This is a genomic window from Caballeronia sp. LZ001 (assembly GCF_031450875.1).
Taxonomy (GTDB): domain Bacteria; phylum Pseudomonadota; class Gammaproteobacteria; order Burkholderiales; family Burkholderiaceae; genus Caballeronia.
The window spans coordinates 864,097-877,334 of record NZ_JARTVX010000003.1 but is presented as its reverse complement, the minus strand read 5'-3'; the positions used below and the strand labels follow the sequence as shown (position 1 = coordinate 877,334).

General features: G+C 63.4%; 13 protein-coding genes and 1 pseudogene. 13 read left to right on the top strand and 1 reads right to left on the bottom strand.

The genetic code is table 11. The features are described from left to right. From P9292_RS08530 to P9292_RS08470, 13 genes and pseudogenes are all read left to right on the top strand, one after another. Positions 1–1,530, top strand: a complete 1,530-nt coding sequence (locus tag P9292_RS08530) for a DHA2 family efflux MFS transporter permease subunit (protein ID WP_309958568.1) — start codon at positions 1–3, stop codon at positions 1,528–1,530. Next, a complete protein-coding gene (locus P9292_RS08525) occupies positions 1,520–3,058 on the top strand; it encodes an efflux transporter outer membrane subunit (protein WP_309958567.1) in 1,539 nt (512 codons plus the stop codon). Before P9292_RS08530 ends, P9292_RS08525 begins: the two co-directional genes overlap by 11 nt. An 87-nt stretch (positions 3,059–3,145) precedes the next feature. Next, complete coding sequence (locus tag P9292_RS08520; protein ID WP_309958566.1) at positions 3,146–4,159, top strand: LacI family DNA-binding transcriptional regulator; 1,014 nt, start codon at positions 3,146–3,148, stop codon at positions 4,157–4,159. 189 nt (positions 4,160–4,348) lie between these two features. After that, entirely contained in the window at positions 4,349–5,302 is a 954-nt protein-coding gene (locus P9292_RS08515) for a substrate-binding domain-containing protein (protein ID WP_309936261.1), read from the top strand. 25 nt (positions 5,303–5,327) lie between these two features. Then, a complete protein-coding gene (locus P9292_RS08510) occupies positions 5,328–6,122 on the top strand; it encodes an ATP-binding cassette domain-containing protein (RefSeq protein ID WP_250468321.1) in 795 nt (264 codons plus the stop codon). Positions 6,123–6,124: 2 nt separating this feature from the next. Continuing rightward, on the top strand, positions 6,125–7,129 hold the full coding sequence (locus P9292_RS08505; RefSeq protein ID WP_309958565.1) for an ABC transporter permease: 1,005 nt from the start codon (positions 6,125–6,127) through the stop codon (positions 7,127–7,129). 2 nt (positions 7,130–7,131) lie between these two features. After that, positions 7,132–7,530, top strand: a pseudogene (locus tag P9292_RS08500) (phosphotriesterase-related protein); the annotation flags it as partial. Between the two features lie 55 nt (positions 7,531–7,585). Continuing rightward, positions 7,586–8,257, top strand: a complete 672-nt coding sequence (locus tag P9292_RS08495) for a hypothetical protein (RefSeq protein ID WP_309958564.1) — start codon at positions 7,586–7,588, stop codon at positions 8,255–8,257. 2 nt (positions 8,258–8,259) lie between these two features. Beyond that, entirely contained in the window at positions 8,260–9,024 is a 765-nt protein-coding gene (locus P9292_RS08490; protein ID WP_309958563.1) for a glutamine amidotransferase, read from the top strand. Then, positions 9,021–9,161 carry a hypothetical protein gene (locus P9292_RS08485; protein ID WP_309847122.1) on the top strand — a complete coding sequence of 47 codons (141 nt, stop codon included), beginning with the start codon at positions 9,021–9,023 and terminating at the stop codon, positions 9,159–9,161. The genes P9292_RS08490 and P9292_RS08485 overlap by 4 nt, the downstream gene beginning before the upstream one ends. Next, a complete protein-coding gene (locus tag P9292_RS08480; protein WP_309958562.1) occupies positions 9,158–10,063 on the top strand; it encodes a ribokinase in 906 nt (301 codons plus the stop codon). The genes P9292_RS08485 and P9292_RS08480 overlap by 4 nt, the downstream gene beginning before the upstream one ends. A gap of 22 nt (positions 10,064–10,085) precedes the next feature. Further along, entirely contained in the window at positions 10,086–10,931 is an 846-nt protein-coding gene (locus tag P9292_RS08475) for a BtpA/SgcQ family protein (protein ID WP_309958561.1), read from the top strand. Between the two features lie 51 nt (positions 10,932–10,982). Then, positions 10,983–11,597 (top strand): HD domain-containing protein, encoded by a 615-nt coding sequence (locus tag P9292_RS08470; RefSeq protein WP_309958560.1) that lies wholly within the window; start codon positions 10,983–10,985, stop codon positions 11,595–11,597. A gap of 224 nt (positions 11,598–11,821) precedes the next feature. Here P9292_RS08470 and P9292_RS08465 read toward each other — a convergent pair whose 3' ends face one another. Next, positions 11,822–13,168, bottom strand: coding sequence for an MFS transporter (locus tag P9292_RS08465; RefSeq protein ID WP_250468315.1), 1,347 nt, complete (start codon positions 13,166–13,168; stop codon positions 11,822–11,824). Positions 13,169–13,238: the final 70 nt, after the last annotated feature.

The window sequence follows — 13,238 nt, the reverse complement described above, 5'->3', positions numbered from 1 at the left end:
ATGGCCGCTACGCACGCAGCATTGCCGAGGTCGGCGGCGGGGCCCTTCAATCCATGGCTCATCGCGGTCATCGTGTCGATTGCCACCTTCATGGAAGTGCTCGACACGACCATCGCGAACGTGGCGCTCAGGCATATCGCCGGCGGACTCGGTGCGAGCCTCGACCAGAGCACGTACATCACGACGAGCTACCTGGTGAGCAACGCAATCGTCTTGCCTATCAGCGGATGGCTTGCGAACGTGATCGGGCGCAAGCGCTTCTACATGATCTGCGTGTTCCTGTTCACGGTCAGTTCGGTGGCGTGCGGCTTCGCCACCTCGCTGCCGATGATGATCGTCTTTCGCGTGCTGCAAGGACTGGGCGGCGGCGGTCTCGCGCCGGTCGAGCAGAGCATTTTCGCGGACACGTTCACACCGGACAAGCGCGCGATGGCGTTTGCGCTGTATGGCTTTACGGTCGTCACGGCGCCCGCCATCGGACCGATGCTTGGCGGCTGGATCACCGAGAACTATTCGTGGCACTGGGTGTTCCTCATCAACCTGCCGGTGGGGATGGTTTCGCTCGTCCTGACGTGGATGTTCGTAAGCGACAGCAAGCTCGTTCAGCAAGAGCGTCGCGCGCTGCTCGACCGAGGCTTGCGCATCGACTATCTCGGCTTCTTTCTGGTGGCGGTCGGCTTCGGCTGCCTGCAGATCGTGCTGGATAAATTCGAGCGCGAGGACGGGTTCTCGTCGAACTTCATCTGCTCGTTCGCGGCGGTTGCATGCGTCGCATTGGTGGCGCTGGTCTTTCGTGAACTGACGACCGCGCAACCAATCGTGAACTTGCGGCTTTTCAAGTCGCGCGCATTCGCCATCAGTTGCGGCGTCATGTTCGCGTTCGGGTTCATCATCAACAGCACGACGCAGATCCTGCCGCAATTCACGCAGGAACTGCTTGGCTACGATGCCACCAACGCCGGCCTCACACTTGGCCTGGGTGGTCTCGTCACGTTGTTCTTCATGCCCGTGGCGGGCATCGTGACCGGGCGCGTGTTCCAGCCCAAATGGCTTGTGATGATGTCGCTTGCGGGCACGGGCGTCGCGTTACTGCATTCGGCGGGTCTCGATCTGAACATCGGCTTCTGGGATGTCTCGTTGTCGCGGCTTTATCAGGTCATCTGGCTGCCGTTCCTCTTTATTCCGCTGTCGACCGTGCAGTTCATTGGCATTCCGCCGGAAGAGAACAACAACGCATCCGCGCTCATCAACATGATGCGCAATCTTGGCGGCAGCTTCGGCGTGTCGCTCGTGACGACGCAACTGGCGTGGCGCGATCAGTTTCATCATGCACGGCTCGCCGAGCACATCACGCCGTATAACGGCTTCGTGAATGCGCTCGGCTCCATCGCCGGACGGGTCGAGCAACAGGCGTCCGTCATGAGTTATCTCGACGTGTTCATCATGCTCGGCGTCATATCACTCGTGCTGTGTCCCGTCTGTATCTTGTTGCCGAAGCTGCCGAAGGGGGCACAAGTCAATGCGCATTGATTATCGATGGATTCCGTTTGTCGCTTTCCTGTCCGCCTGCACGGTCGGCCCGAACTTTCAGCGTCCTGCATTGCAGACACCGGCGCCGTGGCCCGAAACGCAGTCCACGAGCGAGGCTAACCGGTCGGTCGCGGTGCCCGAACCTGTCGATCCGCAATGGTGGAACAGCTTCGGCGATCCCGTGCTGACCGAGCTCGTCACGCGCGCGATGGACAGCAATCTCGACATCAAGGTCGCGGCGGCGCGGCTCCTGGAGTCGCGTGCGCAGCTTGGCCAGACGAAGGCCGACGAGCTTCCGACGCTAAACGGCAACGCTTCCTACACGCGCGAGCTGCAGAGCGCCGATGGCGTCATCGGCTTGCTGGGCGGCGGCGGGTCATCGGCCACGGATACGAACGGGCTCGGCGGACGGCAAGGCGGTGTTCCGACGTCGAGCGCGGCGCAAAACGCACTGCCGCCGTTCAATTTGTATCAGTATGGTTTCGATGCATCGTGGGAACTCGACCTCTGGGGCCGCGTGCGACGCACGACGGAAAGCGCGAGCGCCACGGTCGAAGCGCAGAACGAGGCGCGGCACGATGCGATCGTCTCGACCGCCGCCGAAGTCGCGCGCGATTATCTGAATCTGCGTGGGACGCAGGAAAAGCTGCGTATTACGCGAGAGAATCTGGCGTTTGCAGAGCGTACCGTGCAACTCACGGAGGAGCGTGCGAAGCATGGACTCGCTACCGATCTCGATGTCGCCAATGCGCAGAGCCAGGCCGAATCGAATGCCGCGGATATTCCGCAGGAAGAGCAGCAGGAAGCGAAGCTGATCAATGCCATCGGCGTGCTGCTTGGCGAGTATCCGCAAGCGCTTGCGGCGAAGCTGTCGCCGCCATCCACCGTGCCGATGGCGCCGCCGCGCGTGCCGGTCGGGCTTTCATCGGAACTGGCGCATCGGCGGCCGGATATTCGCGAGGCGGAGGCGCAGCTTCATGCGGCAACGGCGAGCATCGGCGCGGCGAAGGCGGACTTCTTCCCCAAGATCACGCTGTCGGGAAGCGTCGCCATTCAGGCTACGCAATTCACGAATCTCGGTAGTTGGGGCGCGCGCAGCTACAGTGCGGGGCCGAGTCTTTCGCTTCCCATCTTCGAGGGTGGCCGCTTGCGTGCGACGCTCGCGTTGCGGGAAGCTCAGCAACAGGAAGCGGCGATCACGTACCGCAAGACCGTGCTGTCGGCATTCCAGGAAGTGGATGACGCGCTGACGGGATTCGCCGCCGAACAGCGCCGCCGCGATCGCCTGGAGGCAAGCGTGCAGGCTTCCAAACGCGCGCTCGACATTGCAAACAAGCGCTACATTCGTGGCCTGTCGAACTACCTCGATGTGTTGACGGCACAAAAGGCGTTGCTCACCGCCGAGCAGCAATGGGTCGACAGCACCGCGACGGTATCGACGAATCTCGTCGCGTTGTACAAGGCGCTCGGCGGCGGCTGGGATACGCAAGACGGCGCGTATGCGGCGCTTCCCGCCAAGCAGGAATAAGGCGCACAAGCGCGCGTTCGCGATGCCTCGATGACGGCTTGCGCGAGAACGAGGCTACACTCAGGCTTTTCCAAGCCGGAACGCGCTGTGCCCAAAGTGTCCACGATTCGCGAAGTGGCGGAACATGCCAAGGTCTCGAAGGCGACCGTATCGCGCTACCTGAACGGCAGCCTCGCGTTGCCGCCGGACACAGCCGAACGCATCGACGCCGCCATCGCGGCGTTGAAGTACCGGCAAAACAGCCTTGCTCGGCGCCTGAGCCTCGGCAGCAGCGAGACTATCGGCTTGGCCATGCCGGACGTGGCGAATCCTTTCTTCGCGGAGATCGCCGACGAAGTCGAGCTGGCCGCTTCCGAGCATGGCTACGGTCTGTCCTTGTGCATCACGCGCAACCAGTTCGCTCGCGAATCGCTGTATGTCGGCTGGCTCGACATTCAGCATCTCGATGGCCTGATCCTCGTCTCCAACCGTCCCGACGACGGCACGCTGCGCACGCTCATCGGCACGCGCGGCAATATCGTCGTGATCGACGAAGACGTGCCCGGCGCGGACGTGCCCAAAGTGCTCGTCGATAACGTGCAGGGCGGCTATCTCGCCACGCAGCATCTGATCGAGGCGGGGCATCGGCGTATTGCTCATATCAGCGGCCCGCTCGGTCTTTTCACCGTGCAGGAGCGTTGCGAAGGGTATCGACGGGCGTTGGCGCAAGCGAAGATCGAATTCGATGAAACGCTCGTCTGTTTCGGCTCGTACGAGCGCGAGTTCGGCGCGACGGCGCTCGGCCGTCTGCTTGCGCTGCCGTCGCCGCCCACGGCGATTTTCGCGGCGAGCGATTACCTCGCGGTCGGCCTGCTCGAAGCGCTGCGCGATCGACGCATCGACGTGCCGCGCGATATGTCGATCGTCGGCTTTGACGACATGGAGTTTGCGAGCCTGCTGATGCCGCCCATCACGACGCTTCGGCAGTCCGCGCGCGATCTCGGCCGCACGGGCGTCGAGTTGCTGCTTGCGCGTCTCTCGGGCGGCGGACCGTCCACCGTGCGGCGGCTGCCCGTGAGTCTGATCCAACGCGCGTCCGTCGCGCCGCCACGTTTGCGCTGAACTCAGCGTCAACGCGCACTCCACGCAAATTCTAATTTTGACCGGTTGACATGAAAGGGGCGACGGCCGTAGCCTAAGTAAACCGGTTTACAAAGCGGCGCGTTTTCATCCGCGCCCTCTGAAGTTTCAACCATGCCAGGACCAGCCGACGAGTCGCTCGTTCTGCGCCTTTGCGATGGAGGAGCTGTGATGAACGCCATGCTGTCACGCCGGATCATGTCCGCGGTCGCCGTGATGTCCGCCGGATCGCTGATTGCACTATCGGGCGGCGCGCACGCCGCCGACAAGAAGAGGATCGCGCTGGTCCAGATCAATCAGGAAGCGCTCTTCTTCACCCAGATGGATGACGGCGCGCAAAAGGCCGCGAAGGCCGCGGGTGCGGACCTCGCCATCTTCAATTCGAACAATGACCCGAACGCGCAGAACAACGCCATCGAGACATACATCCAGCAGAAGGTGGATGCGCTTCTCGTGGTCGCCATCGACGTGAACGGGATCAAGCCGGCGATTGCCGAAGCAAAGAAGGCCGGCATTCCGGTCGTCACCATCGACGCTATCGTGAACGGCGATAACGACGTGCAAGTCGGTGTCGACAATCTCAAGGTCGGCAAGGACATCGGCACCTACACGGCCGATTACGTCAAGAAGTCGCTTGGCGGCAAGGCAAGCGTGGGCGTGGTCGGCGCGCTGAATTCGTACATTCAGAACGTGCGTCTGGACGGCTTCAAGGCCGGTCTCGCGGGCGCGCCCAATGCGAAGATCGTGTCCACGGTCGATGGCCAGAACGTGCAGGATCAGGCGCAGACGGCCGCCGAAAATCTCATCTCCGGCAACCCGAACATGCAGGTCGTTTATGCAACCGGCGAACCGGCCTTGATCGGTCTCGTGGCCGCCGTGTCGGCGCAAAGCGCGACGGATCGCGTCAAGATTTTCGGCTGGGACTTGAGCGCGCAGGCCATCAAGGGCATCGATCAGGGCTTTGTCGTGGCCGTGGTGCAGCAGGACCCGGAAGGCGAAGGCAAGGCGGCCGTCAACGCCGCGCTCAAGCTGATCGCGAAGCAACCGGTCGAGAAGAACATCTCCGTTCCGGTGACCATCGTCACCAAGGCGAACGTGGCGAAGTATCGCAGCGTGTTCAAGTAGGCCGCGTCCAAACCGGGAGAGCCTCATGTCGAGTGTGGACACAGGCGCGCCGCTGCGTGTGCGGATGCGCGGCATCACCAAGCAATACGGCGCGATACAGTCGCTGCGCGGCGTAAATCTCGATGTCGCGCCGGGCGAAGTGCTGGGCCTCGTCGGTGACAACGGCGCGGGTAAATCGACGCTGTCGAAAGTGCTGTCGGGTGCGGTCGTGCCCGACAGCGGATCGATCGAGATCGACGGCAAGACGGTCCATTTCGACAATCCGGGCGATGCCCGCACGCATCGCATCGAGATGGTCTATCAGGACCTGTCCTTGTGCGATACGGTCGATGTCGCGGGCAATCTGTTTCTCGGCCGCGAGCCCATGCGCCGCGTGCTCGGCATGCCGATGCTCGATCACGCGAAGATGCATCGCGATGCACGTTCCATGCTGGACGGGCTCGGCATCCGCATTCCGGACACGAAACTCGACGTGGAAAATCTGTCGGGCGGACAGCGTCAAGCCATCGCCATTTCGCGCGCGGTTTCGTTCGATCCGAAAGTGCTCATCATGGACGAGCCGACTGCCGCGCTCGCCGTCGCGGAGGTCGAAGCGGTGCTCGATGTCGTGCGAACCGTAAGCGCGCGCGGCGTCAGCGTGATTCTCATCAGTCATCGGCTGCAGGACCTGTTTCTGGTCTGCGACCGCATCACGGTGATGTACGAAGGCACCGCCATCGCGGACCGGCCTATCGGCGAGACGAATCTGCAGGAGATCGTCGATCTGATCGTCGGGCACAAATTCAACGCGCGCTCCGCGCGTCCACACGCCGAACATTGATCATGGGTACCACCGTGTCCTCCGAATCTTCCGCACGGCGCGCGCTTTCGCTGTCGCACCGGCTGGGCCATCGTGCAGGCGTCGCGAGCATCGCGGCCTTCTTCGCGATCTGCGTCGTGGCGTTCAGCATCGCCACCGACACTTTTCTCACCGCCGGCAATCTCCTGAACGTGCTGCGTCAGAGTGCGCCGTTGCTGATCGTCGCCACGACGATGACGCTCGTCATCACCACCGCGGGCATCGACCTTTCGGTGGGCTCGACGCTCGCGTTCGTCGGCGCGCTCGCGGCCATCGCGTTGCACGCGGGCATGCCGGATACGCTCGTTCTGATCGGCGGCCTCGTGCTCGGCGGGGTCATCGGGCTCGCGAACGGCTACTTCATCGCGATCGCGGGCATGCCCGCGTTCATCGTCACGCTTGGCACGTTGTCGATCGTGCGCGGTGCGGCGCTTCTCATCACGCAAGGCTATTCCGTGCCCGTGGATGGCAACGGCTGGTTCGTCGCGCTCGGCCGCGAGTGGTTCCTGGGACTTCCGCTGCCCGCCGTGATCGCGGTGGCCGTGATGCTCGCCGGATGGGTCGTGCTGCGTCATACGCGCTTCGGGCGCTACATCATCGGGATCGGCACGAACGCGGAAGGCGTGCGGCGCGCGGGCGTCGATACACGCGGCGTCATCATCAAGGTGTATGTGCTGAGCGGGATCGCGGCGGGGCTCGCCGGGCTCATTACGACCGCGCGGCTCGGGAGCGGTTCGTCGAATCAGGGCGTCGGCTTCGAGCTCGCGGTGATCGCGGCGGTCGTGCTCGGCAGCACCAATCTGTTCGGCGGCCGCGGCACCATTCTGGGCACGCTCCTCGGCGCGCTGACCATTGCCGTGCTCGGCAACGGGCTGATTCTGGTTCACGTGTCGCCGTTCTATACGCAGATCATCCAGGGGGCCATCATGCTGTTCGCGATCTGGCTGAACACGCGCATCTTTTCCGCCCGGCGTGGAAAGAAGGGCTGAGCATGATGTCGACGAAACCCGTATTCGGTCATCCGGCGACGCTGCCCATAGGTGTCGGCAGCGGCCACGTAATGACGGTGCTCGGTCCGCTACCGGTCGAGCAAATGGGCATCACGCTGATGCACGAGCATATTCTCGTCGATGCCTCCGGCAAATGGGTCGCGCCGGCTTGTTGCGGCGAACGGCATATCGGCGAGCAGAAGGTGCATGTCGGCATTTTGGGCGCGCTGCGCATGAATCCGCTCATGAACCGCGACAACTGCCAGCTATTCGATGTCGATGCCGCCACCGAGGAACTGATGAAGTTCCGCGAATTGGGTGGCCAGACGGTGGTCGATCCGACCAACCTCGGCATCGGCCGCGATCCGCTCGCGCTGCAGCGCATTTCGCGGCGCACGGGGCTCAACATCGTCATGTCGACGGGCTTTTATCTGGAGCCTTCGCATCCGGCGTACGTTGCGCGAGCGTTCCATCGACGAACTCGCCGAGCAGATGATCTTCGACGTGGGCGGCGCCGAGCGCAAGCCAGATGTGATCGCGGGGCTCATCGGCGAAATCGGCGTGTCGGCGGCGTTCACGGCGGAAGAAGAGAAGTCGCTGCGCGCGGCGGCTCGCGCGAGCGCCGCCACGCGCGTGCCGCTTTCGGTGCATCTGCCGGGATGGGTGCGGCATGGACATCGCGTGCTCGATATCGTCGAGCGCGAGGGCGCCGATCTCGCGCATACGGTGCTTTGTCACATGAACCCGAGCCACGCGGATATCGAGTATCAGCATTCCATCGCGCGGCGCGGTGCGTGGCTCGAATACGACATGATCGGCATGGACTACTACTACGCCGACGAAGACGCGCAATCGCCGTCCGATGAAGAGAACGCGCGCGCTATCCGCGCGCTCATCGATGCGGGGTTCATCGGCAATCTGCTGCTCTCGCAGGACGTGTTCCTCAAGATGATGCTCACGCGCTACGGCGGCTTCGGCTACGGCTATATCCTCGAACACTTCGTGCCGAGACTCAGACGCCACGGCGTGAGCGACGCGCAGATCGAAACCATGCTCGTGACCAATCCCGCTCGCGTGTTCTCGAAGGCGGCATCTGGCGTGACGAGCCGTCGCGTTCAAGGAGATTGAGAATGACGAAGAAAGTCCTGCTCGCCGGAGAGTCGTGGACCAGCACGGCAACCCACGTGAAGGGGTTCGATCTGTTCGCGTCGGTGACGTATCACACCGGCTCCGAGCAGTTTCTCGCGCTCTTCAAGGACAGCGCCGGGTACGCGGTCACGCACATGCCGAGTCACGACGCGCAGACGCGATTTCCCACGACGCTCGAAGGGCTCAAGGAGTATGACGCGATCATTCTTTCCGACATCGGCGCGAATACGCTCTTGCTGCATCCGGATACGTGGGTGCACAGCAAGCGCACGCCGAACCGCCTGAAGTTGTTGCGCGAGTATGTGGAGGCAGGCGGCGGTCTCATGATGATCGGTGGCTATCTGAGCTTTCAGGGCATCAACGGCAGTGCGCGCTTTCGCAATACGCCCGTCGAGGACGTGCTGCCCGTGAAGTGCCTCGCGTGGGATGACCGCGTTGAAGTGCCCGAGGGGTTCACGCCGAGTATCGTCGCGCGGCATCCGGTGATAGAGGGCCTCGGCATGCAATGGCCGCATCTGCTCGGCTACAACGAAGTCGAGTTGAAGCCGGGTGCGACGCTCATCGCAACCGTGCCGGACACGGGCCATCCGTTGCTCGTGACGGGGCAGTATGGCGAGGGCCGCACGCTTGCCTGGACAAGCGACATGTCCGTGCACTGGCTGCCGCCCGAGTTCTCCGCGTGGGACGGTTATGGACGGCTTTGGCGGCAGTGTCTCGACTGGCTGACCGAGGCGCGCGCGGCATGATGTATTTCGGTATCGCCGACCTCGACCTCGACCTCGACCTCGCGCGCGCGGCATGCGCGGCTTGCCGCGACGCTCGCCCGCGTGAGGCGCTCGGCTCGTATCGAGCGATGTCCGGCTACCGGATGGCACCATCGTGAGCAGCGCGCGCGTCTGCGTGATCGGCAACGCGGCGATGGACATGACGCTGCGCGTGGCTTCGTTGCCGAAGCCCGGCGAGACGTCGATTGCGCTTGGCAGCACGCTGGACTTCGGCGGCAAGGGCGCGAATCAGGCGGTGATCGCCGCACGCGCGGGCGCGCAGGTGACGTTGCTTGCGGCTGTCGGACGCGACGCCGACGGCGCGCGCATCGTCGCCATGCTCGGTGAGGAAGGCATCGATACGCGGCACGTTGACCATCTCGATTGCCCGACGGACCTTTCCATTGTCACCGTCGATGCTGCCGGTGAAAACACCATCGTCACGCGCAACGAAGCCGCCAGCGGCTACGCACCGGATGCCGCGTTGCTGGACGCCGTGAGCGCGCCGGGCGACTGGATCGTGCTGCAAGGTAATCTGGCGCGCACGGTGACGGCGACGTGGTTGCGCGCGGCGCGTCGCGGCGGGCGGCATACGCTTCTGAATCCGGGACCGGTGCAATTCGAGGTCAAAGCGCTTCTGCCCGATGTCGATGTGCTCGTCGTCAACAGCGTCGAGGCCGAAATGCTGTCGGGCGACGCCGATGCACGCCGCGCGGCGCTCGCACTGCACGCGGCAGGCGCGACCGAGGTGCTGGTCACGCTCGGCGCGGGCGGCGTCGTCTGGTGCGGCGCGCACGGCGGCATCGAGCAGATGCCCGCATCTGAAGTCATTGCCGTGGACACGGTCGGCGCAGGCGATGCACTCTGCGGCATGCTCGCGGCTGGGCTCGCGCACGGCCATCGTCTGCGCAACATCCTGCCTCGCGCAATGGCCGTTGCCGCCTATGTGGTCGGCCGGCACGGCACGCAGGCGAGTTTTCCGGATCGTGCGCGCATGCTCGAACTCGCGCGCTTTATCTGACCGATACTTCGACAGGATTCTCATGGACACCGGACACGAGGTTGGACGCGGACGCACCGACAGCATCGCGCATATTTTCGGCCGCCCGCGCGGCGTGGTCATAGGCGTGATTCACTGCCCGGCGTTTCCCGGCGCGCCGCGCTACGACGGACGCGCGAGCGAGGCGCTATACGAAACCGCTCTTGCCGATGCCCGCGCGTATGCAGCAGGCGGCGTCGATGGTCTCATCGTCGAAAATCATGGCGACGTGCCGTTCGCAAAACCGGATGACATCGGACCGGAAACATCGGCGTTCATGGCCGTGAGCGCGGACCGGATTGCGCGCGAAACGGGCCTGCCTATCGGCATCAACGTGCTTGCCAACGCTTCGGTGCCGGCGCTCGCCATCGCGGCCGCGAGCAATGCCGCGTTCGTGCGCGTCAATCAGTGGGCGAATGCTTATGTGGCCAACGAAGGCATCATCGAAGGCGAGGCGGCGCGGGCCTTGCGATATCGTGCGCGGTTGCGCGCGGAAGGCATCCGCGTGTTTGCGGACGCGCACGTGAAGCACGGCGCGCATGCAATCGTCGCGGATCGTGCGCTCGAGGAACTCGTGCGCGATGTCGAATTCTTCGATGCCGATGCGATCATCGCCACCGGCCAGCGCACGGGCGATGTCGCGAGCCTTGATTATCTTCGGCAGATTCGCGCCGCGACCAGGCTTCCGCTTTTGGTGGGCAGCGGCTGCACGGAAACCAACGTCGCGGAGATTTTGTCGGTCGTGGATGCGGTGATCGTCGCGAGTTCGCTGAAGGTGGGCGGCGTGTGGTGGAATCCCGTCGATGAAGACAAGGTGCGGCGGTTCGTGCAAGCGGCGCGAGGAGGTTAGGACGAGCGGTAGACTTCTCCTCGTGTGCAACCGTCTTCCGGGAGAGTGAATTTGAACCAAGACAAAGAGGTCGAGCCGCTCTCGAGGCGCTTCGGGTTTCTCATCGAACTGGACAAGCTGAAATCGGTTATGCGGCAGTCGCCGCTCATCGACCGCAGCCGCAGGGAGAATTCGGCGGAGCACTCGTGGCATCTGGCCATGTTCGCGCTGGTGCTTTCGGATTGCGCGAAGGATGTCGACAGTTTTCATGTCATCAAACTGCTGCTCGTGCATGACATCGTCGAGATCGATGCCGGCGATCATCCGCTGCACGCGCCAGGCGCGGATTCCGCGTCGATCGAGCAATCGGAGCAACGGGCCGCGGAGCGAATCTTCGGGTTATTGCCCGACGATCAAGGGCGCGAACTGCGCAAACTATGGATGGAATTCGAGGCGGCTGAGACACCGGAGGCGATCTTCGCCAAATCGCTCGATCGGCTGCAGCCGTTGCTGATCAATACCTTGACTGGCGGAGGCACGTGGACGGAGAACGGCGTGAACGAGCAACAGGTCGTGGAGCGGTACGGGCCTGTGATTGCACGCGGATCGCCGCAGTTGTGGGAAGCGGCGCGTGAGCTTGTCGGCGCGCACTTTTCCGGTGACGTCGCTCGCGGGAGAGACGACTGATGCCGTGGCGAATGGCGTTGAATGACGGCGAGATGCATCCGCAGTGTCGTAGTTGACGATGATCGCCACCTTGGTTGAGGCGACCCGTTTTGCTAGGGTCGCTCACCGCCATGTTCAACGCGTGCCCGATGCATGTCCCTGACGAGCCGAAGCTAACCGTGCCATCGGCGAGCGGATTTAACAAGCCCGCTCGGCGATTCGCATCCAGGAAAACCATCAATCGTTCAAGCCGCGTTCGTCGCCCGTCGATCCGCATCGCTCGTCTTGCGTGTTTCATGGCCGTGCCGCAACCGCACACTGCATATTGCCGCGACAATCAGCGCGACAGCAAGACACACCAGCCCGTTCATCGCCTTGCCGGTCGATTGCTCGATGATCCCCATGACCGTGGGCCCGACGAAGCCGCCGAGCAACCCGCACGTGTTGACGAGCCCGAGTCCGCCTGCAAGCGCGCTGCCTGAAAGCCGCGAAGACGGGAACGTGAAGATGATCGACTGAACCACGAAGAACATCGAAGCGGACACGCACACGCCGAGAAAGCCGATGACGGGCGTCGAATAGGCGGCGACCAGCATGCCCGCGGCCATGATCAGCAGGCCGCCCACGAGCATGCGGCGGCTGCGCGATGAATTGCTCGCGAAGCGCGGCAAAAGGGCGGCGCCGAGTGCGGCGGCGACCCACGGCGTGGACGTCAGCACGCCGACGACGAATGGCGAGAAGTGCCCCGAAGACCCGATGATCCCTGGCAAAAAGAAGATAACCGTATAGATGGTCAACTGATGGCAAAAGTAGACGAAGATCGAGAGCCAGATCTGTCTGTCCGCCAGCGCCGCGCGAAACGTATGACCGCCGTGACCGGTACCGATGGCTTCCTGTTCGGCGGCAAGACGTCGCTCCAGCGCCAGCGCTTCCTCGCGCGGTAACCACGAAGCGCGTGTCGGCCGGTCGGGCAACATCTTCCACACGACGATCGCGAGCAGCACGGCAGGCGCGCCTTCGACCATGAACAGCCATTGCCAGCCGTGAAAACCGAGCACGCCATCCATTTCCAGCAGCGCACCGCCAAGCGGGCCGCCGACGATGTTGGCCACGCACACGCCGAGCAGGAAGTAGCCGGTGGCGCGCGCGCGATCCTCGCGTCCGAACCAGTAAGTCAGATACAGCATCACGCCGGGAAAGAGTCCCGCTTCGGCCACGCCGAGCAGAAGACGCATCACATAGAACGAGGTCTCGCCGCGCACGAAGGCCATCGCCACCGAGAGCACGCCCCATGTCACCATGATGCGCGTGATCCAGAAGCGCGCGCCGACACGATGCATCACGAGATTGCTCGGAATCTCGAAAGCGGCATACGTCAGAAAGAACAGCCCCGCGCCTAGCCCATAGGCGGCGGATGACAGGCCAAGATCGATGCTCATCGTATGCTTGGCAAGCGCGATGTTGGTGCGATCCAGAAAGCTGATCACATACGAGATCACGAGCAGCGGCATGAGCTTGCGAAACAGCAGCGCGTTCAGCGACGCATGGGGTGACGCATGTGTTGAGTTACGCGAAGAACTGGGCGTGGACATGATGACTCCCGGCGTCAGGACGGATTGGAAGAGCAGGGCGCGCATGGACGACGAGGTGAAGCGTCGCGGC

Coding starts and splice junctions, on each gene's coding strand:
- P9292_RS08485 (WP_309847122.1), top strand. CDS start 9,021: ATGATGTATTTCGGTATCGCCGACCTCGACCTCGACCTCGACCTCGCG.
- P9292_RS08490 (WP_309958563.1), top strand. CDS start 8,260: ATGACGAAGAAAGTCCTGCTCGCCGGAGAGTCGTGGACCAGCACGGCA.
- P9292_RS08475 (WP_309958561.1), top strand. CDS start 10,086: ATGGACACCGGACACGAGGTTGGACGCGGACGCACCGACAGCATCGCG.
- P9292_RS08465 (WP_250468315.1), bottom strand. CDS start 13,168: ATGTCCACGCCCAGTTCTTCGCGTAACTCAACACATGCGTCACCCCAT.
- P9292_RS08505 (WP_309958565.1), top strand. CDS start 6,125: ATGGGTACCACCGTGTCCTCCGAATCTTCCGCACGGCGCGCGCTTTCG.
- P9292_RS08530 (WP_309958568.1), top strand. CDS start 1: ATGGCCGCTACGCACGCAGCATTGCCGAGGTCGGCGGCGGGGCCCTTC.
- P9292_RS08510 (WP_250468321.1), top strand. CDS start 5,328: ATGTCGAGTGTGGACACAGGCGCGCCGCTGCGTGTGCGGATGCGCGGC.
- P9292_RS08525 (WP_309958567.1), top strand. CDS start 1,520: ATGCGCATTGATTATCGATGGATTCCGTTTGTCGCTTTCCTGTCCGCC.
- P9292_RS08515 (WP_309936261.1), top strand. CDS start 4,349: ATGAACGCCATGCTGTCACGCCGGATCATGTCCGCGGTCGCCGTGATG.